26 protein-coding genes and 1 tRNA gene are annotated in these 21,812 nt (G+C 68.4%); 11 read left to right on the top strand and 16 right to left on the bottom strand.

What is annotated here, in order from left to right:
- The first annotated feature begins 30 nt into the window (after window positions 1-30).
- The 3 genes from U4Z31_RS32295 to U4Z31_RS32305 all read left to right on the top strand — a co-directional run bounded on the left by U4Z31_RS32295 (window position 31) and on the right by U4Z31_RS32305 (window position 1,983).
- Window positions 31-342: a YkgJ family cysteine cluster protein gene (locus U4Z31_RS32295; protein ID WP_044846310.1), complete on the top strand. Its 312-nt coding sequence runs from the start codon at window positions 31-33 to the stop codon at window positions 340-342.
- Window positions 343-492: 150 nt separating this feature from the next.
- Window positions 493-1,074, top strand: a complete 582-nt coding sequence (locus tag U4Z31_RS32300; RefSeq protein WP_044846254.1) for a DUF1439 domain-containing protein — start codon at window positions 493-495, stop codon at window positions 1,072-1,074.
- Window positions 1,075-1,152: 78 nt separating this feature from the next.
- On the top strand, window positions 1,153-1,983 hold the full coding sequence (locus U4Z31_RS32305) for an undecaprenyl-diphosphate phosphatase (protein WP_044846253.1): 831 nt from the start codon (window positions 1,153-1,155) through the stop codon (window positions 1,981-1,983).
- A gap of 118 nt (window positions 1,984-2,101) precedes the next feature.
- Here the strand turns inward: U4Z31_RS32305 and trmB are convergent, their stop codons facing one another.
- Together trmB and U4Z31_RS32315 are read right to left on the bottom strand one after the other, a co-directional pair.
- The gene (gene trmB / locus U4Z31_RS32310) at window positions 2,102-2,869 is read right to left on the bottom strand and encodes a tRNA (guanosine(46)-N7)-methyltransferase TrmB (RefSeq protein ID WP_321812483.1); all 768 of its coding nucleotides are present in this window, start codon (window positions 2,867-2,869) and stop codon (window positions 2,102-2,104) included.
- A gap of 133 nt (window positions 2,870-3,002) precedes the next feature.
- A tRNA-Gly gene (locus tag U4Z31_RS32315) sits at window positions 3,003-3,077 on the bottom strand.
- A gap of 304 nt (window positions 3,078-3,381) precedes the next feature.
- On the opposite strand from U4Z31_RS32315, the gene U4Z31_RS32320 reads away from it, so the two are divergent.
- On the top strand, window positions 3,382-3,726 hold the full coding sequence (locus U4Z31_RS32320; protein WP_027783759.1) for a cupin domain-containing protein: 345 nt from the start codon (window positions 3,382-3,384) through the stop codon (window positions 3,724-3,726).
- 62 nt (window positions 3,727-3,788) lie between these two features.
- Here the strand turns inward: U4Z31_RS32320 and U4Z31_RS32325 are convergent, their stop codons facing one another.
- Window positions 3,789-3,977: a hypothetical protein gene (locus tag U4Z31_RS32325; RefSeq protein ID WP_321812484.1), complete on the bottom strand. Its 189-nt coding sequence runs from the start codon at window positions 3,975-3,977 to the stop codon at window positions 3,789-3,791.
- A 339-nt stretch (window positions 3,978-4,316) separates the two neighbouring features.
- Between U4Z31_RS32325 and U4Z31_RS32330 the strand changes: the two genes are divergently transcribed.
- Window positions 4,317-5,477, top strand: a complete 1,161-nt coding sequence (locus tag U4Z31_RS32330) for an enolase C-terminal domain-like protein (RefSeq protein ID WP_321812485.1) — start codon at window positions 4,317-4,319, stop codon at window positions 5,475-5,477.
- An 83-nt stretch (window positions 5,478-5,560) separates the two neighbouring features.
- On the opposite strand, the gene U4Z31_RS32335 is transcribed toward U4Z31_RS32330, so the two are convergent.
- The 3 genes from U4Z31_RS32335 to U4Z31_RS32345 all read right to left on the bottom strand — a co-directional run bounded on the left by U4Z31_RS32335 (window position 5,561) and on the right by U4Z31_RS32345 (window position 7,590).
- Entirely contained in the window at window positions 5,561-6,097 is a 537-nt protein-coding gene (locus U4Z31_RS32335) for a chromate transporter (protein WP_124892507.1), read from the bottom strand.
- Entirely contained in the window at window positions 6,094-6,705 is a 612-nt protein-coding gene (locus tag U4Z31_RS32340; protein WP_124892506.1) for a chromate transporter, read from the bottom strand. The genes U4Z31_RS32335 and U4Z31_RS32340 overlap by 4 nt, the downstream gene beginning before the upstream one ends.
- Window positions 6,706-6,834: 129 nt before the next feature.
- The gene (locus tag U4Z31_RS32345) at window positions 6,835-7,590 is read right to left on the bottom strand and encodes a DeoR/GlpR family DNA-binding transcription regulator (RefSeq protein ID WP_044846306.1); all 756 of its coding nucleotides are present in this window, start codon (window positions 7,588-7,590) and stop codon (window positions 6,835-6,837) included.
- A gap of 81 nt (window positions 7,591-7,671) precedes the next feature.
- On the opposite strand from U4Z31_RS32345, the gene U4Z31_RS32350 reads away from it, so the two are divergent.
- Complete coding sequence (locus U4Z31_RS32350; protein WP_044846237.1) at window positions 7,672-8,277, top strand: NUDIX domain-containing protein; 606 nt, start codon at window positions 7,672-7,674, stop codon at window positions 8,275-8,277.
- Between the two features lie 79 nt (window positions 8,278-8,356).
- Window positions 8,357-9,241 (top strand): SIR2 family NAD-dependent protein deacylase, encoded by an 885-nt coding sequence (locus U4Z31_RS32355; RefSeq protein ID WP_321812486.1) that lies wholly within the window; start codon window positions 8,357-8,359, stop codon window positions 9,239-9,241.
- Between the two features lie 128 nt (window positions 9,242-9,369).
- Here U4Z31_RS32355 and U4Z31_RS32360 read toward each other — a convergent pair whose 3' ends face one another.
- Together U4Z31_RS32360 and U4Z31_RS32365 are read right to left on the bottom strand one after the other, a co-directional pair.
- Window positions 9,370-10,581, bottom strand: a complete 1,212-nt coding sequence (locus tag U4Z31_RS32360; RefSeq protein WP_321812487.1) for a S53 family peptidase — start codon at window positions 10,579-10,581, stop codon at window positions 9,370-9,372.
- A gap of 137 nt (window positions 10,582-10,718) precedes the next feature.
- Window positions 10,719-10,937: a hypothetical protein gene (locus tag U4Z31_RS32365; RefSeq protein WP_321812488.1), complete on the bottom strand. Its 219-nt coding sequence runs from the start codon at window positions 10,935-10,937 to the stop codon at window positions 10,719-10,721.
- A gap of 54 nt (window positions 10,938-10,991) precedes the next feature.
- On the opposite strand from U4Z31_RS32365, the gene crcB reads away from it, so the two are divergent.
- Together crcB and U4Z31_RS32375 are read left to right on the top strand one after the other, a co-directional pair.
- On the top strand, window positions 10,992-11,378 hold the full coding sequence (crcB, locus tag U4Z31_RS32370; protein WP_044846234.1) for a fluoride efflux transporter CrcB: 387 nt from the start codon (window positions 10,992-10,994) through the stop codon (window positions 11,376-11,378).
- Between the two features lie 24 nt (window positions 11,379-11,402).
- Complete coding sequence (locus U4Z31_RS32375; RefSeq protein WP_044846233.1) at window positions 11,403-11,753, top strand: DUF190 domain-containing protein; 351 nt, start codon at window positions 11,403-11,405, stop codon at window positions 11,751-11,753.
- 14 nt (window positions 11,754-11,767) lie between these two features.
- Here the strand turns inward: U4Z31_RS32375 and U4Z31_RS32380 are convergent, their stop codons facing one another.
- On the bottom strand, window positions 11,768-12,331 hold the full coding sequence (locus tag U4Z31_RS32380; RefSeq protein ID WP_044846232.1) for a YggT family protein: 564 nt from the start codon (window positions 12,329-12,331) through the stop codon (window positions 11,768-11,770).
- A 76-nt stretch (window positions 12,332-12,407) separates the two neighbouring features.
- Window positions 12,408-13,337 carry a Rossmann-like and DUF2520 domain-containing protein gene (locus tag U4Z31_RS32385; RefSeq protein ID WP_321812489.1) on the bottom strand — a complete coding sequence of 310 codons (930 nt, stop codon included), beginning with the start codon at window positions 13,335-13,337 and terminating at the stop codon, window positions 12,408-12,410.
- A gap of 512 nt (window positions 13,338-13,849) precedes the next feature.
- Between U4Z31_RS32385 and U4Z31_RS32390 the strand changes: the two genes are divergently transcribed.
- The gene (locus U4Z31_RS32390; protein ID WP_044846230.1) at window positions 13,850-14,143 is read left to right on the top strand and encodes a hypothetical protein; all 294 of its coding nucleotides are present in this window, start codon (window positions 13,850-13,852) and stop codon (window positions 14,141-14,143) included.
- 103 nt (window positions 14,144-14,246) lie between these two features.
- On the opposite strand, the gene U4Z31_RS32395 is transcribed toward U4Z31_RS32390, so the two are convergent.
- Together U4Z31_RS32395 and U4Z31_RS32400 are read right to left on the bottom strand one after the other, a co-directional pair.
- Window positions 14,247-14,921: a LysE family translocator gene (locus tag U4Z31_RS32395; RefSeq protein WP_321798206.1), complete on the bottom strand. Its 675-nt coding sequence runs from the start codon at window positions 14,919-14,921 to the stop codon at window positions 14,247-14,249.
- A gap of 34 nt (window positions 14,922-14,955) precedes the next feature.
- Complete coding sequence (locus U4Z31_RS32400) at window positions 14,956-16,512, bottom strand: UbiD family decarboxylase (RefSeq protein ID WP_124487762.1); 1,557 nt, start codon at window positions 16,510-16,512, stop codon at window positions 14,956-14,958.
- Window positions 16,513-17,108: 596 nt separating this feature from the next.
- On the opposite strand from U4Z31_RS32400, the gene U4Z31_RS32405 reads away from it, so the two are divergent.
- Window positions 17,109-18,236, top strand: a complete 1,128-nt coding sequence (locus tag U4Z31_RS32405; RefSeq protein WP_321812490.1) for a transglycosylase SLT domain-containing protein — start codon at window positions 17,109-17,111, stop codon at window positions 18,234-18,236.
- Window positions 18,237-18,355: 119 nt separating this feature from the next.
- Here U4Z31_RS32405 and U4Z31_RS32410 read toward each other — a convergent pair whose 3' ends face one another.
- The 4 genes from U4Z31_RS32410 to ribBA all read right to left on the bottom strand — a co-directional run bounded on the left by U4Z31_RS32410 (window position 18,356) and on the right by ribBA (window position 21,768).
- Window positions 18,356-19,552, bottom strand: coding sequence for a pyridoxal phosphate-dependent aminotransferase (locus U4Z31_RS32410; protein WP_124487764.1), 1,197 nt, complete (start codon window positions 19,550-19,552; stop codon window positions 18,356-18,358).
- A 70-nt stretch (window positions 19,553-19,622) separates the two neighbouring features.
- Window positions 19,623-20,060, bottom strand: coding sequence for a transcription antitermination factor NusB (nusB, locus tag U4Z31_RS32415; RefSeq protein ID WP_044846225.1), 438 nt, complete (start codon window positions 20,058-20,060; stop codon window positions 19,623-19,625).
- Window positions 20,057-20,572, bottom strand: coding sequence for a 6,7-dimethyl-8-ribityllumazine synthase (gene ribH, locus U4Z31_RS32420; protein WP_040143614.1), 516 nt, complete (start codon window positions 20,570-20,572; stop codon window positions 20,057-20,059). Before ribH ends, nusB begins: the two co-directional genes overlap by 4 nt.
- A 53-nt stretch (window positions 20,573-20,625) precedes the next feature.
- The gene (gene ribBA / locus U4Z31_RS32425; RefSeq protein ID WP_044846224.1) at window positions 20,626-21,768 is read right to left on the bottom strand and encodes a bifunctional 3,4-dihydroxy-2-butanone-4-phosphate synthase/GTP cyclohydrolase II; all 1,143 of its coding nucleotides are present in this window, start codon (window positions 21,766-21,768) and stop codon (window positions 20,626-20,628) included.
- Between the last annotated feature and the right edge of the window lie 44 nt (window positions 21,769-21,812).

Consider the following 21,812-nt stretch of genomic DNA (forward strand, 5'->3'; position numbering starts at 1 on the left):
TGTTCGTGAGAGAGTCGAGTGTCCGTCGAAATGCCTGTCCGTCCGGCGCCCGCCGAGGTCCCGCCGCCGCATGCGTGCCGCGAGGGGTGCGGCGCATGCTGCATCGCGCCGTCGATTTCCTCGCCGATTCCGGGGATGCCCGACGGCAAGCCGGCCGGCGTGCGCTGCGTGCAGCTCGGCGACGACCTGCGCTGCCGGATCTTCGGCCGGCCCGAGCGGCCCGCGTGCTGTTCCGGGCTGCAGCCGTCCGCCGAAATGTGCGGTGCGTCGCGCGACGACGCGCTCGCGTGGCTGACGCGCCTCGAGATCGCGACGCAGCCGTCGCCCGGTGCGGCCCGCTGACGCGCAGCCCGCGCTGTCCTCGCCGTCGTTTGCCGGCACGCGCATGGAACCGGCGACGCGCGTCGAAGCACTAACTTGGGTCCCCGGCGCCACATGGGGCGGAGCCGATAACCGGACTGCCGCTTCGCCCGATACAGGAGATTGTTCAGCATGACCGCATCTTGCACGCCCGGCCGGCGCCGCTTCCTCGCCGCTTGCGCCGGCGCCATCGGCGTGTCGGTATCGCTCGCCGCCTGTGCGTCGACGTTTCCGTTCATTCCCGATCACTACACGTTCTCGCGCGGCGACGTGCAGAAGGCCGTCGCGCGCAAGTTTCCGTACCAGAAGACGGTCGCGCAGGTCGTCGACGTGTCGCTGGCGAATCCGGCCGTCAACCTGCTGCCCGACCAGAACCGCGTCGCGGTGCAGCTCGATGCGCATTTCGCGAGTCCGTTCCTGAGCGAACCGGTGAGCGGCAAGTTCACCGTGTCGGGCCAACTGGCCTACGACGCGCCGAGCCGCTCGGTCGTGCTGAAGGCGCCGGCCGTCGACAGCCTCGTGCTCGACGGCAACGCGCAGATGTACGCGCAACAGGTCGGCGCGGCCGCCGGCCTGCTCGCGACGCAGGTGCTGACCAACTATCCGATCTATACGTTCAAGCCCGAGCAACTGCAATTTGCCGGCGTGAACTACGAACCCGGTACAATTACGATTCTTACAAACGGCATACGCGTGGCGATCGTCGAAAAGTGACGGCGCACCGCGCGCGGCCGGGCGGGCCGCGGCGGTGACGCGGCCCTTTCTTTCGACTACTTCGGAGTTGGGCCACGGATGGACTGGATCCTGATCTGCAAGGCATTGATCCTCGGCGTCGTCGAGGGGCTGACGGAATTCCTCCCGGTGTCGAGCACCGGCCACCTGATCGTCGCGGGCAGCTTCCTGAATTTCAACGATGCGCACGCGAAGACCTTCGACGTCGTGATCCAGTTCGGCGCGATTCTCGCGGTCTGCTGGGAATACCGGCAGCGGATCGTGTCCATCGTGTCCGGGCTGCCGAGCCGGCCCGACGCGCAGCGCTTCACGCTGAACGTCGTGATCGCGACCATTCCCGCGATCGCACTCGGCCTGCTGTTCGAGAAGAAGATCAAGGCCGTGCTGTTCTCGCCGGTGCCGGTCGCATTCGCGCTCGTCGTCGGCGGCGCGATCATCCTGTGGGCCGAGGCGCGGCAGCGCGAACGCAGCGAGCCGCCGCGCGTGCAGTCGGTCGATGCGCTCACGCCGCTCGATGCGCTGAAGGTCGGCCTCGCGCAATGCTTCGCGCTGGTGCCGGGCATGTCGCGCTCCGGCTCGACGATCATCGGCGGGATGCTGTTCGGCCTCGACCGGCGCGTCGCGACCGAATTCTCGTTCTTCCTCGCGATTCCGATCATCTTCGGCGCGACGCTCTATGAAACCGTCAAGGACTGGCAGGCATTCACGGTCGACTCGCTCGGCCTGTTCGCGCTCGGGCTGGTTGCCGCGTTCGTCAGCGCGTTCGTGTGCGTGCGCTGGCTGCTGCGCTTCGTCGCGACGCACGACTTCACCGTGTTCGCGTGGTACCGGATCGCGTTCGGCCTGTTCGTGCTGCTGGTGGGCTACAGCGGGTGGCTGAACTGGGCGTGATGCCGGTGCGGGGGCGAGGGCGCTTCCAATGACAAACGGCCCGATCGGCAGCAGATGCCGGTCGGGCCGTTTGTCATTGCGCGGCGCGCAGCGTGCGTCGTGCCGCTGCGCGTCGTGTTCAGCCGGCGCGCTTGCGGAACACCAGGTCCCACACGCCGTGGCCGAGCCGCAGCCCGCGTCGTTCGAACTTCGTGACGGGGCGGTAGTCGGGGCGCGGCGCGTAGTCGGCGGCCGTGTTTTCGAGCGTCGGTTCGGCGCCGAGCACTTCCAGCATCTGTTCCGCGTAGTTCTGCCAGTCGGTCGCGCAATGCAGGTACGCACCCGGTTTCAGGCGCGATGCGAGGTGCGCGACGAGCGGCGGCTGGATCAGCCGGCGCTTGTGGTGACGCGCCTTGTGCCACGGATCCGGGAAGAAAATGTGCACGCCGTCGAGGCTTTCCGGCGCGAGCATGTGCTCGAGCACTTCGACCGCGTCGTGCTGGATGATGCGGATGTTCGGCAGGTCCTGCTCGCCGATCAGCTTCAGCAGCGCGCCGACGCCCGGCTCGTGCACCTCGACGCCGAGGAAGTCGTCGCCCGGGCGATGCGCGGCGATTTCCGCGGTCGACGCGCCCATCCCGAAGCCGATTTCCAGGATGCGCGGCGCGCGGCGGCCGAACACGGCGTCCCAGTCGGGGATTTCAGCGGCGTACGGCACGACGAAGCGCGGGCCCAGATCGTCGAGCGCGCGGCGCTGGCCGGTCGACACGCGGCCGGCGCGCGTCACGAAGCTGCGGATGCGGCGTCGGTGCAGCGGATTGACTTCGTCGGCGCCGTCGGCGGCTTCGTCGGGAAGGGCGGCGGCGTCCGGCGGCAGGCCGGCTTCGTTCGGATCGTCGTGCATCATCGGTGACAGAGAAAGGCTTGGTTCGGGCGCGGGCCCGTTACGCGCAGCGGTGCTGCCGGATGGACAGGCAGATGGTACAAAAAAGCCGCCTTCGACGAGGCGGCTCTTGCGCAGGCTGCCGAGCAGCCGAAGGTGGAGCGGGCGATGGGAATCGAACCCACGTCATCAGCTTGGGAAGCTGAGGTAATGGCCATTATACGACGCCCGCAGAACGCGTAATTCTACAGGGTTTGGCGCGGATGTTGCAAGCAAGGCGTTTTGAGGCGTTTTGGCCGCCGGCCTTGAAACCGGCATGGCCCGGTGGCGGTGCGATTGATCGCCCGTAATGAGCGTCAAGGATCGGTCTGCAGCGGTCCGTCAACGCAAGGCCGTCCGGAAAATGCGCTGGCGGCGCGCCCGCATGCGGGCCCGTGTCGAAAATGGACGAGTCGGTGTCGGACCCATACAAGCTGCGGCGCAGCTTTCGAACTAACGTGACAGACCTCTTACCCGATCGTTAGTCTGGAGCTGACATGTCCGATTTCATCACCGTTCTGCGCAAAACCTGCCCGACCCCGGTCCTCGACGCGACCAAGTGGAAGCGCATCGGCGGCGATCCGCACACCGTGAACCTCAACGCCTACGTGTCCAAGGACGGCAGCAAGATCATGGGCACCTGGATCTGCACGCCGGGCAAGTTCGAGGTGAACTACGAGAAATGGGAGTACTGCCACTTCCTCGACGGCTACTGCATCATCACGCCCGAAGGCGAGGAGCCTGTGCACCTGAAGGCCGGCGACGTGTTCGTGATCGAACCCGGCATGAAAGGAACGTGGGAAGTGGTGGAGACGGTGCGCAAGTACTTCGTCTTCGCGTGAGCGTGTGGATCGGCTCTGGTTGCGCCAACGCGCTGGTCGCACCGACGCGTTGAGCCGCACCTTCAGCCGATACCGACGAACAGCGGAATCAGCCGGGGATCGCCAGCAGCGGACTCCGGCCCAATGAAATAAAACGCGTTCCGGTTCGGAAACAGCTCGCCGAGCGTGGTCGCACGCTCGGCCGGTTCCACTATCGCGCGGATCGTGCCGGGTGACGCGCTGTTCACCCGCCTGTTCACCGGCAGCGACATGTTTCGCATGCGATGCCGATCGGCGCGGCGGTGCCGCGGTACAAGCGCAAATCGCGGGGGCGCCATTGGATCTCGGCGCGCGTTGCCGAGTGCGCGCATGGCCGACGCGCAAGTGCACGTGTCACGCGCCTCGCGCATGACGGAGCACGCGTTCACACACCGATGCGGTACGGCGCGATTCGGACGCTGTCGATCGAGTCGCATGAGTTCACCGCGTCGCGACGATCGCGAGCCTGCAGGGCATCGCGCAAGCGCCTATGATGCAGCGATCCGCCCGTCACGCCGGCTGCCGCGCGTGCATGGCCCGCGAACGCCGAACGTTTTCCCGGAACCCCGACCATGCGCATCACCGACATCCGCGAGCAGGCGATCCCGGTTTCCCGCTATGCCGATCCGGCGATTCCGTCGGGCGGCCTGACGACGAGCGTCGTCGCGATCGTCACCGATGTCGTGCGCGATGGCCGGCCGGTCACGGGCTATGGCTACGCGTCGGTCGGCCGCCATGCGCAAGGCGGGCTGATTCGTGAACGGTTCGCGCCGCGTCTGCTGGCCGCCGCGCACGCCATCGCCGACGACGCCGACACGAATCTCGATCCGTTTCGCGCATGGCGCGCGATGATGGCGGGCGAGAAGCCCGGCGGGCACGGCGAACGCTGCGTCGCGGTCGGCGTGCTCGACATGGCGATCTGGGATGCCGCCGCGAAGATCGCGGGCCTGCCGCTCCATCGCTTCGTCGCCGACCGGCTCGCGCGCGACGCGGCGCCCCGCGTGCGCGTCTACGCGGGCGGCGGCTACCGTTATCCGCACGACGATCTCGCGCACCTGTCGGACGAGATGCGCCGCATCGCCGATCTCGGCTACACGCACGCGAAGATCAAGATCGGCGGCCCGGATATCGACCAGGACATACGCCGCATCGAAGCCGCCGCGGCCTGCCTTGCCGACAGCTCGCATCTCGCGGTCGACGCGATGAACGCGTACGACGCGACGAGCGGCCCCGCTGCCGCCGCGCGGCTGGCCCCGTTCGAACTCTGGTGGTTCGAGGATCTGTGCGACCCGCTCGACCTGCCGCTTCATGCGGACCTGACTGCGCAATACGCGCCGCCGGTCGCGGCCGGCGAGGCGTTGTTCTCGCTCGCGGAAGCGAAGCTGCTCGAGCGCTACGGCGGCCTGCGCCCGGACCGCGACGTCCTCGTGTTCGATCCGGTGCATTGCTATGGCCTGCCGGGCTACCTGCAGATCGTCGACCATTTCGTGTCGAATGGTTGGCGGCGCGATGCGTTCTGGCCGCATGGCGGTCATCTGTTCTCGCTGCACGTCGTGTCGGCGCTCGGGCTCGGCGGCGCGGAAGTCAGCCCGTTCGCGTTCCATCCGTTCAGCGGGCTGGCGGACGGCGCAACGGTCGACGCCGGCTACACGCCCGTGCCGCAGGCGCCGGGCATCGGTTTCGAGCTGCATGCCGATGCCTGTCGCGCGTTTCGCTCGGTCGCGGGCCGCTGACCGGCGCCGCCGGTGTCGGCGCGCGTCGATCGCGAAGCGGGCCGTGCATGCTTTGGCGGGCCGGCTTGGCGTCGATGCCGCCGTCAGCCGATCGCGTGCACGCCGACCAGCAGCAATGCGCCGACGACGATCAGCAGCAACGCATGAATGCGCGTGCCCATCACGCACACGGTCGACCCGACCGCGATCGCCCGCGCGGCCCAGCCGCCGTCGAGCGCGCGCAGCAGCACCCAGACCGACGCGAGGATCATGCCGGCCGCGACCGGGCGCAGGCCGGCTTCGAGTGCGATCTGCCAGCGTGCGCCCTGGTGCCGCCGCCACAGATGCGCGACGCCGTAGATCAGGAACGCGGTCGGCCCGAACAGCGCGAGCGTCGCGATCACCGCGCCCCAGAAGCCCGCCACCTGCCAGCCGATCAGCGTCGCGAGCAGCGAGCCGGGGCCGGGCGCCATCCGCGCGATCGCGAAGTCGTTCACGAACTGCGTGGCCGTCATCCAGTGATGCACGTCGACGACCTGCCGCTGGATGTCGGCGATGATCGCCTGTCCGCCGCCGATCGTCGCGATCGACAGCGGTGCGAATACGCCGAGCAGGGCGGCATAGCGTGACGGGGTCGTCATCGTTCGGCGCTCCTGGCCGCGACGGCGCCCGCACGGCGGTATTCGAGCGCGACGCTCAGCGTGCCGCCGATCAGCACGGTCCAGACGAGCGGCCAGTGCAGCACCGCCACCGACACGAACGTGAGCGTCGTCACCGCGAACGGCAGCGCGCGGCGCGGCAGCCGGCGCACCGCGGTGATCGCCATCGAGATCGACAGCCCGATTGCCGCAGCGGCCGCGCCCGCGAGTGCGACATGCGTGAGTGGAAAGCGCGTGAGCGTCGAGAACGCGACGCCGAACAGCACGATCAGCACGGCCGGCGGCGCGATGATGCCGGTGAAGCCGGCCACCGCGCCGCGCCATCCGGCCAGCCGGTAGCCGATCCAGATCGCGAGATTCTTCACGTTGACGCCCGGCAGCGCCTGCGACAGCGCGAGGCCGTTGAGGAACGCCTCTTCGTCGAGCCAGCGCCGCTCGTGCACGAAGTCGCGCATCATGCGCCCGCTCAGCCCGCCGCCGAAGCTGGTGAGGCCGATTTGCGCGAACGCGATGAACAGGGCGAGGACGCCGGGGGGCGGGGCAGCGCCGTCGGGCGGCGCGGGTGCGATCGGGGTGGCGGGCGAAGACATCGGACGGACCAGGCGCGGCGGGTGGGCAGTCGCCCATGGTAGCAAGCGGTGCCTGTCAGCACGCTGACATCGGGCCGGCGAGGATGCTTGCGCAACGACGTCGGCGCGCCCGCCGAAACCGGCGCGCGGCTAGGCCCGCACGACCGTCACGCCCGCGGCCTCGATCGGCTCGGTCAGCGCCGCATCGGTTTCCCGTTCGACCACGATGGCCTGTGCGAGCGCGAGCTCGCCGATCACGAACTGCGACGCCGCACGCAGCTTGGATTGCGACGCCAGCACGATCGTCTCGCCGGCTCGCGCGGCCAGCGCGCGCTTGATTGCCGCTTCCTCGAAGTCGCCGGTGCTGAGCCCCGCGACCGGATGAACGCCCGTGACGCCCATGAAATACAGGTCGGCGTGGATGCGCGCGATGCCTTCCATCGCCGCGGCACCCACCGCGACGATCGAATGCTTGTACAACCGTCCGCCGATCAGGATCACGTCGATCGACGGATGCGCGGCCAGCGCGACGGCGACGCTCGGGCTGTGCGTGACGATCGTCGCGCGCAGGTCGGGCGGCAACTGGCTGACGAGCAAGGCCGACGTCGTGCCGCCGTCGACGATCACGACCTGTCCGGGCGCGATCATCTGCGCGGCCCGGCGTGCGATACGCCGCTTTTCCGCCGTGTCGAGCGTCTCGCGCTGCGCGAACGGCGCGACGGCCGGCGACGCCGGCAGCGCGCCGCCGTGCACGCGTTGCAGCAGCCCTTCGGCCGCCAGCTCGCGCAGGTCGCGGCGCACGGTGTCCTCGGACACGCCGAATTGCGCGCTCAGTTCGACAGCCAGCACCTGGCCGTCGCGGGCGAGCGCGTCGAGGATCGCTTTCTTGCGTTGGGTCGTCAGCATCGTGTTTGCACGAAATTTCTTGAAATTGCACGAATATGCACGTTACCATGAGAGCCATCACTTGTCGAATGGGAGGCCGCCATGGCCGCAACGCGGGACCGCGTCCGCATCGTCGATACGACGGTGCTGTCCGATGACTGGTATGTGCTGAAGAAAGTCACGTTCGATTTCCTGCGCCGCGACGGCACGTGGCAGCGCCTTAGCCGCGAAACCTACGATCGCGGCAACGGCGCGACCATCCTGCTGCGCAACGCGGCGACGGGCGACGTGCTGCTCACGCGGCAGTTCCGGATGCCGGCGTTCGTCAACGGACACGACGGGATGCTGCTCGAAGCCGCCGCGGGCCTGCTCGACGACGCGACGCCCGACGCACGCATCCGTGCCGAGGCCGAAGAGGAAACCGGCTATCGCGTGCGCGGCGTGCGCAAGGTGTTCGAGGCGTTCATGAGCCCGGGCTCGGTGACGGAGAAGCTGCATTTCTTCGTCGGCGAATACGATGCGTCGCTGCGCACGGGCGATGGCGGCGGGATCGCGGAGGAGGGCGAGGATCTCGAGGTCGTCGAGATGCCGCTGCACGCGGCGCTGGATGCCGTCGAGCGCGGCGAGATCGTCGACGCGAAGACGATCATGCTGCTGCAGTACGTCGCGCTGCGTGAACCAGCGGGCGGGCGCGCAACGACGGGATGAGGCCGCGGCGCGGCACTCGAACGGGCGTATGATCGCGCGACGCCATTCGTACACCGTTCGACGCTACCGCTGCGCCATCATGCCGATTTCCGATTCGCCCGACTCCACCGGTTCCGCCGATTCCAACGCCGCTGCCGCGCCACTGCCGGCGCATCTGGTCGCGTCCGCCGTCGAGGCGCTCGCGCGGGCCGATGCGCTGCTCGTGACGGCCGGCGCCGGCATCGGCGTCGATTCGGGGCTGCCCGATTTCCGCGGCACGGACGGCTTCTGGCGCGCGTATCCGGCGCTGCGCCAAGCGCGTATCGAATTCCACGAGATCGCGTCGCCGCAGGCGTTCCGCGCGCATCCGCAGCTTGCGTGGGGCTTCTATGGGCACCGTCTCGAACTCTACCGTCGGACGGTGCCGCACGCGGGCTTCGCGATCCTGCGGCGCTGGATGGACGCGATGCCGAATGGCGGCTTCGTGCTGACGAGCAATGTCGACGGCCAGTTCCAGAAGGCCGGCTTCGATCCGGCGCGTGTCGTCGAGATTCACGGTTCGATTCATTCGATGCAATGCCTGCGACCCTGCTCGGACGACACGTGGGACGCCGCGCCGTTTACGCCCGACGTCGATGCGGCCGCGTGCCGGCTGGTCGGCGAGCTGCCGCGCTGCCCGCGGTGCGGCGGCCTCGCGCGGCCGAACATCCTGATGTTCGGCGACCACGGCTGGCTCGGCGAGCGCTACGACGCGCAGGAGCGGGCGCTGCACGACTGGATCGCGCAGGCAGGACGGGTGAGCGTCGTCGAGATCGGCGCGGGCACCGCGATTCCGACCGTGCGGCTGCTGAGCGAACGGCTCGGCGCCGACGTGATCCGCATCAACGCACGCGAAGCCCATGCGCGCCGCGCGGACGTGATCGGGCTGAAGGGCGGCGCGCTCGCGACGCTCGCCGCGCTCGACCGCGCGTGGCACGGCGTTTGAACGCCGCACCCCGGCACGGCCTGCGTTCGCCCGTTGCGGTTGGCCGACGAGCGCCTGCACGAGCGCCGGGGCTTGTCGCATGGCTCGGCGATTGAACGCCGCACCCCGGCACGGCCTGCGTTCACCCGTTACGGCTGGCCGACGAGCGCCTGCACGAGTGCCGGTGCTTGCGGCGAACCGAGGCCGGTCACGTAGTCGTAGCCGCCCGCGGCGTTGCAGATGCTGCCGCAGCTGCCGTTGGACCCGGTCGTGACGTCGTGATAGTCGCTGCCGTAGGCGTTTTTCCCGACCGTATAGAGCGTGTTGTAGGTACCGCTCAACGGGCTTTTGCCGGCCGCCGCGCGCAGCGAATTCGCGATCGCGACGAGTGCCGACCATTGCGGCGCGCCCGCGCTGGTGCCGCCGACCTGGAACCAGCCCGCCTGCCCCTGGTAGGTGACCGAGTCGTACACCGCGAAACCGCTGGACGGGTTCGCGTCGTAGCTGACGTCGGGCACGCCGCGCTTGCCGGCGACCGGCGCCGGCCAGGCGGTCTGGCCGGCCGGTTCGCCCTCGACGGAACTCACGCCGCCGCCGCTGCCGCTCCACGCGGCCTCGCCGACGTAGGCGCCGGACGCGTCGGTGGACAACGTCGTGCCGCCCACCGCCACCACGTACGGCGACGCCGCCGGGTACTCGGTGCCGGTGCCGCTGTCGCCGGACGACGCGACGAACGTGACACCCGATACGTTGAAGTGGCTGTCGAAGCCGGTTTCGCTGTTGAACTCGTTGCCGCCGAAGCTCATCGACACGACCGACGCGCCGCGCTTGACCGCGACGTCGACCGCGGCCATCAGGTCGTTGAAGCTGGCCGACGCGGCCTCGACGAGCACGATTCTCGCCTTCGGCGCGATCGCATGCACCCATTCGACGTCGAGCGATATCTCGAGCGCCCAGCCCGAATCGGCCCTGGGCCGCGCGCCGCGTGCATATACCTTGGTGAAGCAACCGTTCGCCGTGGTGCAGGCCGGCAACGAGAACGCGTTGCTGAACACGCCGAGATCGGACTCGATCCTCGGGTCGTCGTACGCGTCGACGATCGCAACGACCATCCCGTCGCCCTGGTTGGCGATCGTGTCGAATCCGTACGCGTGCCGGGTGAGCGCCGGCGTGAGGCCGGCCACCGTGGCCGTGCTTGCGCGCGGTTTCGTATGGAACGGCGGACGGGCGAATCCCTTGGGTGCACGGGCGCCCTCGACGTAGGGCGGCGGCCCGTTGTCCCCGGCGAGCGCGACGCTCGACGCGAGCAGCGACGCGCACAGCGCCGGTATCAACATGGAAGACAGGCGGATATTGTTCATTCTTCGAATCTCCATGTCGATGGAGTAGGGGGCGAAACAATTCTACGAAATCGGCTGCGTAAATTGCATCGGATATCGAACGAATACGGGAATATCTGATGAGGGTAAATACGTGAAATACCAATGGAATGCGGCGTTCAAGCGCTGGCGTGCCGCCCGATGAAGCTGATCTTTCCGGTATTAAAAATCTGATAAATAATCGACGCCGGTTTGATTTGTAATGTCCGGCGTAATCGATTGGAAAAAATCGATTGCGGCACGGATGCCGGAATAACGAAATGCGTGATGCCGGTGCGACGCGATCCGGGCCCCGTCCGCCGGTCCTCCGGCATTGCCGTCGCGGCGCGATTGCGCATACAGTTCGGCGTAGACCGCATCCGGCGATGCGGGCTCGTCAGCGAGGAGTTCCCTTGTTCTATTCGATGGTCGCGATCTTCGTCGGCGCCGGACTCGGCGCATTGCTGCGCTGGTTCCTGAGCCTTGCGCTCAACGCGTTCTTTCCCGCAGTGCCGCTCGGCACGCTCGCCGCGAACCTGATCGGCGGCTACGTGATCGGCGTTGCCGCCGTCGTTTTTACCACCCGCGTCGGGCTGCCGCCCGAGTGGCGGCTGTTCGTGATCACCGGCTTCCTCGGCGGCCTCACGACGTTCTCGACCTATTCGGTCGAAGTGATGACGCACGCGGTGCAGGGCGAATTCGGATGGGCGTTCGCGGTGGCTGCCCTACACTTGACTGGATCGTTCACGCTGACGGCGCTCGGCATGTGGACCGCGCGCGCGTGGTTCGCGGCGGCCTGAGCGCGCCGGCACCGGGAGGACGCGATGGACAGGGTCTTCTTGCGCTTCTACGTGCACGAGCAGCACCGGCTGCACTGGAAGCCGCTGTGGGAGTGGTTGCTGGAGGAGGGAAACCGGATGGGGGTCGCGGGCGGTTCGGCGTTTCGCGCGATGGCAGGCTTCGGCCGGCATCGGGTGCTGCACGAGGACCGCTTTTTCGAACTGCAGGGTTCGCTCGCGGTCGAGGTCGAGTTCATCGTCACCGAGGACGAGGCGCAGCGGCTGCTCGAGCGCGTGTCGCGCGAGAAAGTGCGCGTGTGCTACGCGATGATTCCGGCGAATTTCGGCGTGATCGACACGCTCGAGGCGCCGCCGGCGCAGGGGCCGGCAGCGTAGCGCGACACGTCGGATCAGATGCCGAAGATCGTGAGCGACACGGCGGCGCGCGTGACGATCATCAGCAGCACCTGCACGATCACGAACAGCAGGATCGGCGACAGGTCGATGCCGCCGAGGTTCGGGATCACGCGGCGCAGCGGGTTCAGGAACGGTGCGGTGAGCTGGTAGAGGATCGGCATCGCCGGCGAGCGCGGATTGAGCCACGACAGCAGCGCCATCAGGATCGTCATCCAGATCACGAGATTGAGCGCCCACTTCACGACGGTGAGCAGCGCGACCACGACGAGCGTCGCGATCACCGAGGCCGGGTCGAAGCCGGCCATCACGACCATCAGCACCACATAGACGAGCGCGGTGAGCAGCGCTGCGACGACGCTTGCCCAGTCGATGCCGCGCACGCCCGCGATCACGCGGCGCAGCGGCAGCACGAGCCAGTTGGTCGCCTGCAGCACGGCCTGCGTGACGGGGTTGTACGGCGGCACGCGGACGGCCTGCATCCAGACGCGCAGGATCAGCGCGGCGCCGAACAGCGTGAAGACGGTATTGAGCAGAAAACGGGCGATCTCGCCGAACATCGTTGGCATCCTTTTTATACAGTCGAGTAGCGTGCGGCCGCCAACGCCGGATGGCGGCGCATCGGCCGACACCTTATCACGCCTCGTCCCGCGGCGGGGAGGGGTGCCCGGTCGTGCGCGCGAGCGACGTTTCGACGGCCTGCGCGAGCGCCGGCAGCGCGGCCGGCGGCGCGGCGCGCTTCGCCGCGAGCGCGACCGCGCGGCGGGTCATCAGCGCGTACAGCGTCGCGTGATCGCCGCCGCGCGCCTCGAGCAGCGCGAGCTGACGCTCGACGATGCCGGTGTCGCCGCGCGATACCGGGCCCGCGAGTGCGTTCGCGAGGCCCTTGTCGCGCGCGGTCTCGATCGTGCCGGCGAGCATCGGCAGCAGCGCGCGCAGCGCCGCTTCCTCGTCGAAGCCGAGGCCGCGCCACAGCTCGACCGCCTCCGACAGCCCGCACAGCGCGAAGCTCGCCGCGTAATGGGCGGCCGCGTGATAGAGCATCCGGCCGCCGGCCGGAATCGACAGCGGATGGCAGCCGAGTGCGTCAGCAAGCCGCAGCAGCGTCGCGTGCAGCGCGCCGTCGGCTTCGAGCGTGACCGAGCAGCCGTCGATGCGGGCGAGATCGGCGTCGGTGCCGCCGAACAGGTAGAGCGGATGGAAGCCGCCCGTGGCCGCGCCTTGCCGCTTGGCCGGATCGAGCAGCTCGACCGCCGACGCGCCGCTGCAGTGGACGAGCGCCTGGCTCGCCGCGCGCGCCGCGTCGAACCGCAGCGCCGCGGCGGTCGACGCGAGATGGTCGTCGGGCACGGTGAGGAAGATCAGGTCGGCGGCGTCGACGACCTGCTGCGGCGTGTCGACCGCGCGGCAGCCGTCGATGCGCGCGGCGAGTGCCGTGGCCGATTCCGCCGTGCGGCTCGCGATCGCGACGACCGGAAAGCCGGCCGCCGCGAAACGCAGGGCGAGGCAGCGCGCCAGGCGGCCGGCGCCGATGAAGCCGAGGCGGGGCGTGTCGGGAAGGGACATGGTGGGTGACGAAGCGGAAACGGAGCAGCCGCCAGTATCGCAGGAATGACGGGGCGGCCGCGCAAGGGCGGCGCCGGGCGAGAACGACCTGGACGTCGGCGTGCGACACGGGGTAGCGGTAAATTCGCGCGGCCGTTTTCGCCGCCCGCGACGATCACGTGATTCGGCCCCGAATCACGCGGGGGCCAGATCCCCGTTGAATTGTCGGAGTCTTGTCTCAAATTTGTAATCGTTCATTACCGAAGCGTGCCCGACGTGCTTGCCGGATCCGGTAAGACTGACCGGACAATGTGTCGCGCTTTCACTGGTCGGACGGAATCACGCGACCGGCAAGCGATGTCGAGGATCCGCAAGGCCACGCCGCACGGTGTTTGCAGCCGGGTGGAATTGCAATTTGCAACAAATGCGCGATACGCGCGCGGCGGGTTTTCGCTACATTGCATCCATGCGACGTGCATGCCCGCCGTTGCCGACAGGGGCGCACAAATTACCGCTCCAGCAGGAGAATCGAAGTGAAAAAGCTCATTCCGTTCATCGCCGCCGCCGCGCTGGGCCTGGGTGCCGCGAGCGCCGCGCAGGCCCACGTGTCGATCGGGGTCGGCATCGGGGTTCCGATCGCACCTGCGTATCCCGTGTATGCGGCGCCGCCGCCCGTGTACTACGCACCGCCGCCCCCGCCCGTGTATTACGCGCCGGCGCCGGCCTACTATGCACCGCCCCCCGTGGTCGTCGGCGGCTACTACGGCCGTCCGTACTGGCGTCACGGTTACGGCGGCTGGGGCCACCACGGCTACTGGCGTCGTTGACGCATTCCGCGCGGCGGCCTGACCGCGCGCGGCAAAACGGCGCAACGTCCCGCGTGGGGCGTTGCGCCGTTTTTCATTGGGCGCGCGATCCTGTGCGCGCCGGTTACGCCACGGCGTGCGCAATCAGGTCGCGATAGCCGCCGACGATCACGCTGTACGAGAAATACGCGAACAGCAGCGCCGACGCGACGTGGCACGCGCGCATCAGCCCCGCGCCCGCGCGCTTGCGGCCCTGGCTCGCGAGCGTGCACATGAAGAGCGTCCACGCGAGGCCGCCGAGGAAGAAGCCGGACAGGAACACCGACGCCGTGGCCGGCGTGGTCGCGCCGGCTTTCGCGATCAGCGCGCCGCCGACCGCCGCGAACCACAGGATCGCGCTCGGCGACGACATCGCGAGCAGCATCCCGCGCATGAAGCTGCGCCGCGCACTGGCACGCGGCTGCGGCGTGTCGTCCGCATCGCCGTCGTCGGTGCCGCCGGCCGGCGCGAGCGCTTCACGCGTCATTTTCCACGTGAGGAACAGCAGCACCGCACCGCCGCCGATCCAGACGATCCAGCGCACGGCCTCGAACTGCAGAAGCACGGCCATGCCCGCGAGCGCGAGCGCCGCATAGACGAGATCGCCGACGCACGAGCCGACGCCGAGCCAGAAGCCGGGCCGGAAGCCGTGCGACAGCGTCAGCGACAGCATCGCGACGTTGACGAGGCCGATGTCGAGACACAGCGACAGCGACAGGAAGAATCCGTCGGACAGCATCGAGGCGGGAGGAAAGCTCATCGTCGTTCTTGTCGGGTGCGTTCAACGCGCGGACTTACAGTCCGATCTCCTGCCAGAGGCGGTCGACGCGCGCCTTCACGGCGGCGTCCATCTCGATCGGGCGGCCCCATTCGCGGTTCGTCTCGCCAGGCCACTTGTTGGTCGCGTCGAGCCCCATCTTCGAGCCGAGGCCCGCGACGGGCGACGCGAAATCGAGATAGTCGATCGGCGTGCTGTCGACCATCACGGTGTCGCGCACGGGATCGACGCGCGTCGTGATCGCCCAGATCACCTCGTTCCAGTCGCGGATGTTCACGTCCTCGTCGACGACCACGATGAACTTCGTGTACATGAACTGCCGCAGGAAGCTCCACACGCCGAACATCACGCGCTTCGCATGGCCGGCGTAGCTCTTCTTCATCTGGACGATCGCCATCCGGTAGCTGCAGCCTTCCGGCGGCAGGTAGAAGTCGGTGATCTCGGTGAACTGCTTCTGCAGCAGCGGCACGAACACCTCGTTGAGCGCGACGCCGAGCACGGCCGGCTCGTCGGGCGGCTTGCCGGTATAGGTCGAGTGATAGATCGCGTCGCGGCGCATCGTGATGCGCTCGACGGTGAACACCGGGAACCACTCCTGTTCGTTGTAGTAGCCGGTGTGGTCGCCGTACGGGCCTTCGAGCGCGTGCTCATAAGCGGCCGACGCGTTGCCGGCCGGCCGCGGCGGTGCGCCGGCCGGGGCGGGGGCGGGCGCGCCTTCCTGCGGATAAATGAAACCTTCGAGCACGATCTCCGCGCGGGCGGGCACCTGCAGCGTGTCGACGCCGGGCGTCAGGCACTTCGCGAGCTCGGTGCGGCTGCCGCGCAGCAGGCCGGCGAACTGATACTCGGACAGCGAATCGGGCACCGGCGTCACCGCGCCGAGCGTCGTGGCTGGATCCGCGCCGAGCACGACCGCGACCGGATACGGCTTGCCGGGGTTCTTCAGCGCGAATTCGCGGAAGTCGAGCGCACCGCCGCGATGCGCGAGCCAGCGCATGATCAGCTTGTTGCGGCCGATCAGCTGCTGGCGATAGATGCCGAGGTTCTGGCGCGGCTTGTTCGGCCCGCGCGTGACCGTGAGGCCCCACGTGACGAGCGGTCCCGCGTCGCCGGGCCAGCAGGTCTGGATCGGCAGCTTGTGCAGGTCGACGTCGGCACCTTCCCAGACGATCTCCTGGCACGGCGGCGACGACACCGATTTCGGCGCCATGTCCCATACGGCCTTCGCGAGCGACAGCAGCTTGCCGGCGTCCTTCAGGCTCTTCGGCGGATCCGGCTCCTTCAGCGCGGACAGCAGCCGCCCGAGGTCGCGCAGCGAGCCGAGCGCGGCGTCGTCGCCGGCATCGACGCCCATCCCGAGCGCGACGCGGCGCGGTGTGCCGAACAGGTTGCCGAGCACCGGGAACGCATTGCCGGGCGGCGCGGCGAACAGCAGCGCCGGGCCGCCGGCGCGCAGCACGCGGTCGCACAGCTCGGTCATTTCGAGCACGGGCGACACGGGTTGCGTGACGCGCCGCAGTTCGCCGAGCGCCTCGAGGCGCTGGATGAAATCGCGTAAGTCTTTGTATTTCATGAACAAGGTCCGGGCCACCCGCAAGGCGGGCAGCGATGGGCGGGCGCAGCGGCCGGCTGCGGCCCCGAATCGACCGCCGATTTTACCCGGGCCGCCGCGCGCACGCCCGGGCGGAGAAAAAAGTGGACCGGGCGCAGAGCCCCTACGGCAGGGGGCTCGCGATCTGAAGGGCGGTTCAAAATTACTTTTTGTTATAATTTGGAGGTTTTATAGTGTTGACGATCTATAAAACCCTGCTAGAATCCGCTCACATTGGCTGCAGGGTAAAAGGCTTCGAGCCGCCAATCACCGATCTTTGACGCAGCGCGTCACCGTCCGCCGAAACCTGCACGGCGTATTCGACGGCCTTTGTCGTAGTCCCAGCCAGCGCCACCAGACGCTGGTTTTTTGCGTGGGTGCCACCGCGTATGCCCGCCTCGCCCAGTGTGCGAAGGTGCCGGCCGTCTTATACCGTGGCCTCGAACGGTACTTATACCGTTTCCCCGATGCCCGCACGTCCGACCAAGGCGTGCGGCGTCGTGATTCCGCGGCGCGTTTTCTGTCTCGCCATCGAGCCGAGCGAGCCGCACGAGTCATGTTCATGGGAGATGATCTGAATGAACGCTTGGTTATCGTGGCGTCCCAGTGAGCAGCATGCACAGATCGTGCGCAATATGCTGCGTCGCGGGACGCGTGTCAGTCACCATTTATTCAGCGTTGTCGGCTGTTTTGCCGTCGCGATCGCACTGGCCCTGTGGCTGCTGCCGACCGTGCGCGGGAACCTCGCCGCGAAGCTGATGCCGGTCGTATCCGCGGCCGTGCAGGCCGGTCCGGCCCGTCTGCTGACCGGCCATCCGCTGCCGAACTTCGCGCCCGCGGGCGCGCAGCCGCAGCAGGAAGACGCCCCCGAAACGGATGCGCTCGCCGTCGGTCTCGACGTGGCACCGGAAACCGCCGCGCAGAGCGATGCGTCCGATGCGGCCCGCAACGGCCCGTCACCTGTCGCGCTCGCGAAACTGATTCCGTCCCAGCGGGTCCCGGCCGATGCGCGCGACGACCGTGCGCTCGCGTCGAACCGCCAGCAGGCGCTCGTCGCCACCTACCTGTCGCGCCGTTACCGGGTCGCCCAGGAGCCGCTCGGCCAGCTCGTCAAGGCCGCGTTCCAGACCGGCCACGACGTCGGCCTCGATCCGCTGCTGCTGCTGTCCGTGATGGCGATCGAATCGGGCTTCAACCCGTACGCGGAAAGCGGCGTCGGCGCGCAAGGCCTGATGCAGGTCATGTCGAAGGTCCATTCCGACAAGTTCGAATATTTCGGCGGTACCGACACCGCGCTGCAGCCGCTCGCGAACCTGCAGGTCGGCGCGCTCGTGCTGAAGGACTGCATCGCCCGCGGCGGCTCGCTTGCGAACGGCCTGCGTCTGTACAACGGCTCGACCAACCCGGACGACACCGTGTACGGCTCGAAGGTCATGGCCGAGCGCGGCCGCTTGCGCGACGTCGCGCACGGCCGCAGCGTGCCGGTCAATGCGCCGCAGGCGCCGGCCCAGCCGTCGAAGCCGATCGTCACCGCGGCCGTGACGGCAGCGGCAGGCAGCACGAAGCGCGTGCACGCGACGCTCGACACCGCGCAGCCGATCGCCGCGAAGGCCGCCGCGGCGCCGAAGGGCGCGCCGCAGCAGGACGACGCGAGCGTCGACACCGCGAAGCAGGCGCACGGCGATCATTCGGAACTCGGCGCGTAAGTCACGCAACGCCCCGCGGTTCCGGCAGGACCCACGCAAAAAGGCACCCGTTCGGGTGCCTTTTCGTTTTGGCGCGGACGGTAGCGCCCGGCACGCCGGCCGGGAGGGCCGCTCGGACCTCAGTGCTGGCCGAACAGCGTCGCGAGCCGCTCGACGGCCTCTTCGAGGCGCGAATAGGCGGTCGCATAGGACAGCCGGATATAGTCGCGCGGCGCATGCACACCGAAATCCATGCCCGGCACCAGCACGACGCCCGCGTCGTGCAGCATCGCCTGCGTGAGCGCCGCGCTGTCGCCGGCCGCCGGATGGGCGACGCCGCCGCAATGCGCATAGACGTAGAACGCGCCGTCGGGCATCACGGGCACCGTGAAGCCGAGCCGTTCGAGCGCCGGCGCGATGAAGTCGCGGCGACGCTTGAATTCGAGGCGGCGCGCCTCGTAGATGTCGAGCGCCGCCGGTTCGAAGCACGCGAGCGCCGCGTGCTGCGCGAGCGTGGACGGGCAGATGAACAGGTTCTGCGACAGCTTTTCGAACGTGCTCACGAGCGCGGGCGGTACGACCAGCCAGCCGAGCCGCCAGCCGGTCATGCTGAAGTACTTCGAGAAGCTGTTGACGGTGACGACATCGTCGCCGTACGACAGCGCCGACACGGGCGCCGCGTCATAGCTGAGCCCCTGGTAGATCTCGTCGACGATCGTGAAGCCGCCGCGTGCGCGCACGGCTTCGACGATCCGCTTCAGTTCGTCCGGCTCGAGCGACGTGCCGGTCGGGTTCGACGGCGACGCGAGCAGCACGCCGCGCGTGCGGCTGCCCCAGCGCGTGCGGACGTCGTCCGCGGTGAGCTGGAAGCGCGCTTCCGGGCCGCTCGGCACGAGCACCGGGCGGCCTTCGGCCGCCGCGACGAAGTGTCGGTTGCACGGGTACGACGGGTCGGGCATCAGCACCTCGTCGTCGCGGCCGACGAGCGCGAGGCACGCGAGCAGCAGCGCGGCCGACGCGCCGGCCGTCACGACGATCCGCTCGGGGCTGATCGTGAGGCCGTACGCGCGCGCGTAGTGCGCGGCGATCGCTTCGCGCAGCGGCGCGATGCCGAGCGCGCTCGTGTACTGCGTGACGCCGCGGCGCAACGCGGCCGCCGCCGCCTCGACGACGGGCTCCGGTGCGGTGAAGTCCGGCTCGCCGATGCCCATGTGGATAACGTCGCGCCCGGAGGACTCGAGCCGCTGTGCCTCCTTCATCAGTTCCATCACGTAGAAGGGCTGGATCGCGTCGACGCGTGCGGCGAGCGTGACGAGCGAATCGGCGGTGGTATTCATCGGTCGGGCAGAGCGGGGAGGGGGAGGGAGAACGAAAAACGGGCGCTCGCGCGCCCGTCCACCTGCGGAATCAGCCGTTGCGGCGCGCCTGCGTTTCGGCGGGGCGCAGCTTCGCGGCGAGCTTGTCGAGCACGCCGTTGACGTACTTGTAGCCGTCGGAGCCGCCGAACGTCTTCGCGAGTTCGACTGCTTCGTTGATGATCACGCGGTACGGCGTTTCGACATGATGCGTGAGCTCGAACGTCGCGATCAGCAGCACGGCGCGTTCGACCGGCGACAGCTGGTCGACCGGACGGTCCAGCGACGGCGTGAGGGCTTCGACGAGCGTCGCATGCTCGCGAATCACGCCGTGCAGGATCGCATCGAGCAGTTCCTTGTCGGCCTTGTCGTAACCGAGCGCGCCGCGCAGTTGCGCGTCGATCTCGCCGGGGGCCGCGTTCGACAGCAGCCACTGATACAGGCCCTGCGTCGCCAGCTCGCGCGATTGTCGGCGGGCGCTCTTCTTCATGCGCGCTCCTCTTCGTCGTCTTCGTCTTCTTCTTCGTCCTCGTCGTCGCCGAGCTGGTCGAGTGCCATCGTCAGGTTGGCCATCTCGACCGCGACGCGTGCGGCGTCACGACCCTTTTCGGTCATGCGCGCGACGGCCTGCTCGTCGTTTTCGGTCGTCAGGACCGCGTTCGCGATCGGCAGGTTGAAGTCGAGGCCGATGCGGGTGATGCCCGCGCCGCTTTCGTTCGACACGAGTTCGAAATGGTACGTCTCGCCGCGGATCACCGCGCCGAGCGCGATCAGTGCGTCGAACTGGCCGCTTTCCGCGAGCTTCTGCAGCGCGAGCGGGATTTCCAGCGCGCCGGGCACCGACACGAGCAGCACGTCTTCACCGGAGACGCCGAGGCGCTCGAGTTCTTCGACGCACGCATCGGCGAGGCCGTTGCAGACGGGTTCGTTGAAGCGGGATTGCACGATGCCGATACGCAGGCCGTCGCCTTCGAGATTCGGTTGGTATTGTCCGATTTCCATGATCTGGTCCGTGGTGTGGATGAACGGTTATAGGGCGAAAGCGTCGTGGCGGGTTACGCGTGGGACGCCGGGCAGGACTTGGCTTCGCCGCCGGGCATCGGAATGAAGCCCGTGACTTCGAGGCCGTAGCCGGACATGCTGCCCAGCTTGCGCGGATTCGACAGCACCTGCATCCTGGCGACGCCGACATCGCGCAGGATCTGCGCGCCGATGCCGAACGTCTTGAAATCGACCGGCCGGCGCTTCAGCGCAGCGGCCTTTTCTTCCTCGTCGAACGCCTTGAAGACGTCGATCAGATGTTCCTTCGTGTCGCCGCAGTTGAGCAGCACGATCACGCCGAGGTCGCGTTCCGCGATGTCGCGCATCGCCGCGTCGAGCGTCCACGAGTGCGTCGAGACGCCCGTCTCGAGCAGGTCGAGGACCGACAGCGGCTCGTGCACGCGCACGGGCGTATCGACGTCGGGCGACGGCGTGCCGCGCACCAGCGCGATGTGCGGCGAGCCGCTCGGCTGGTCGCGGTACAGCACCGCGCGGAACGTGCCGTGCGCGGTCTGCATCGTGCGCTCGGCGATCCGCTCGATGATCGATTCGGTGCGGCTGCGGTACTGGATCAGGTCGGCGATCGTGCCGATCTTCAGGCCGTGCTCCTTCGCGAACTCGAGCAGGTCGGGCAGGCGCGCCATCGTGCCGTCGTCCTTGATGACCTCGCAGATCACCGCGGCCGGCGTGAGCCCGGCGAGCGCGGTGAAGTCGCAGCCGGCCTCGGTGTGGCCGGCGCGCACCAGCACGCCGCCCGGCTGCGCCATGATCGGGAACACGTGGCCGGGCTGCACGATGTGTTCGGGACGGACGTCGTGCGCGACCGCCGTGGCGATCGTGTGCGCGCGGTCGGCGGCCGAGATGCCGGTCGTCACGCCTTCGGCCGCTTCGATGCTGACCGTGAACGCGGTGCCGTACTGGGTGCCGTTGCGGTAGGTCATCAGCGGCAGGTGCAGCTGCTTGCAGCGTTCCTGCGTCAACGTCAGACAAATCAGGCCGCGGCCGTACTTGGCCATGAAGTTGATCGCTTCCGGCGTGACGAATTCGGCGGCGATCACGAGGTCGCCTTCGTTTTCGCGGTCTTCTTCGTCGACCAGGATCACCATCCGGCCGGCTTTCAACTCCGCGATGATGTCGAGCGTGGAGGCGAGCGTCATAAGGGGGCGAGAAAGAGGAAAGTGCGTATTTTACGCCAGCCGGA

This window comes from Burkholderia sp. BCC1985, assembly GCF_905339915.1.
Classification (GTDB): domain Bacteria; phylum Pseudomonadota; class Gammaproteobacteria; order Burkholderiales; family Burkholderiaceae; genus Burkholderia.

What these genes read in the sequence shown, in the direction of transcription:
- U4Z31_RS32295 (WP_044846310.1), top strand. Translation starts at nt 31, where the DNA reads ATGCCTGTCCGTCCGGCGCCCGCCGAGGTCCCGCCGCCGCATGCGTGC.
- U4Z31_RS32300 (WP_044846254.1), top strand. Translation starts at nt 493, where the DNA reads ATGACCGCATCTTGCACGCCCGGCCGGCGCCGCTTCCTCGCCGCTTGC.
- U4Z31_RS32305 (WP_044846253.1), top strand. Translation starts at nt 1,153, where the DNA reads ATGGACTGGATCCTGATCTGCAAGGCATTGATCCTCGGCGTCGTCGAG.
- trmB (WP_321812483.1), bottom strand. Translation starts at nt 2,869, where the DNA reads ATGATGCACGACGATCCGAACGAAGCCGGCCTGCCGCCGGACGCCGCC.
- U4Z31_RS32320 (WP_027783759.1), top strand. Translation starts at nt 3,382, where the DNA reads ATGTCCGATTTCATCACCGTTCTGCGCAAAACCTGCCCGACCCCGGTC.
- U4Z31_RS32325 (WP_321812484.1), bottom strand. Translation starts at nt 3,977, where the DNA reads ATGTCGCTGCCGGTGAACAGGCGGGTGAACAGCGCGTCACCCGGCACG.
- U4Z31_RS32330 (WP_321812485.1), top strand. Translation starts at nt 4,317, where the DNA reads ATGCGCATCACCGACATCCGCGAGCAGGCGATCCCGGTTTCCCGCTAT.
- U4Z31_RS32335 (WP_124892507.1), bottom strand. Translation starts at nt 6,097, where the DNA reads ATGACGACCCCGTCACGCTATGCCGCCCTGCTCGGCGTATTCGCACCG.
- U4Z31_RS32340 (WP_124892506.1), bottom strand. Translation starts at nt 6,705, where the DNA reads ATGTCTTCGCCCGCCACCCCGATCGCACCCGCGCCGCCCGACGGCGCT.
- U4Z31_RS32345 (WP_044846306.1), bottom strand. Translation starts at nt 7,590, where the DNA reads ATGCTGACGACCCAACGCAAGAAAGCGATCCTCGACGCGCTCGCCCGC.
- U4Z31_RS32350 (WP_044846237.1), top strand. Translation starts at nt 7,672, where the DNA reads ATGGCCGCAACGCGGGACCGCGTCCGCATCGTCGATACGACGGTGCTG.
- U4Z31_RS32355 (WP_321812486.1), top strand. Translation starts at nt 8,357, where the DNA reads ATGCCGATTTCCGATTCGCCCGACTCCACCGGTTCCGCCGATTCCAAC.
- U4Z31_RS32360 (WP_321812487.1), bottom strand. Translation starts at nt 10,581, where the DNA reads ATGAACAATATCCGCCTGTCTTCCATGTTGATACCGGCGCTGTGCGCG.
- U4Z31_RS32365 (WP_321812488.1), bottom strand. Translation starts at nt 10,937, where the DNA reads ATGCGCAATCGCGCCGCGACGGCAATGCCGGAGGACCGGCGGACGGGG.
- U4Z31_RS32375 (WP_044846233.1), top strand. Translation starts at nt 11,403, where the DNA reads ATGGACAGGGTCTTCTTGCGCTTCTACGTGCACGAGCAGCACCGGCTG.
- U4Z31_RS32380 (WP_044846232.1), bottom strand. Translation starts at nt 12,331, where the DNA reads ATGTTCGGCGAGATCGCCCGTTTTCTGCTCAATACCGTCTTCACGCTG.
- U4Z31_RS32385 (WP_321812489.1), bottom strand. Translation starts at nt 13,337, where the DNA reads ATGTCCCTTCCCGACACGCCCCGCCTCGGCTTCATCGGCGCCGGCCGC.
- U4Z31_RS32395 (WP_321798206.1), bottom strand. Translation starts at nt 14,921, where the DNA reads ATGAGCTTTCCTCCCGCCTCGATGCTGTCCGACGGATTCTTCCTGTCG.
- U4Z31_RS32400 (WP_124487762.1), bottom strand. Translation starts at nt 16,512, where the DNA reads ATGAAATACAAAGACTTACGCGATTTCATCCAGCGCCTCGAGGCGCTC.
- U4Z31_RS32405 (WP_321812490.1), top strand. Translation starts at nt 17,109, where the DNA reads ATGAACGCTTGGTTATCGTGGCGTCCCAGTGAGCAGCATGCACAGATC.
- U4Z31_RS32410 (WP_124487764.1), bottom strand. Translation starts at nt 19,552, where the DNA reads ATGAATACCACCGCCGATTCGCTCGTCACGCTCGCCGCACGCGTCGAC.
- nusB (WP_044846225.1), bottom strand. Translation starts at nt 20,060, where the DNA reads ATGAAGAAGAGCGCCCGCCGACAATCGCGCGAGCTGGCGACGCAGGGC.
- ribH (WP_040143614.1), bottom strand. Translation starts at nt 20,572, where the DNA reads ATGGAAATCGGACAATACCAACCGAATCTCGAAGGCGACGGCCTGCGT.
- ribBA (WP_044846224.1), bottom strand. Translation starts at nt 21,768, where the DNA reads ATGACGCTCGCCTCCACGCTCGACATCATCGCGGAGTTGAAAGCCGGC.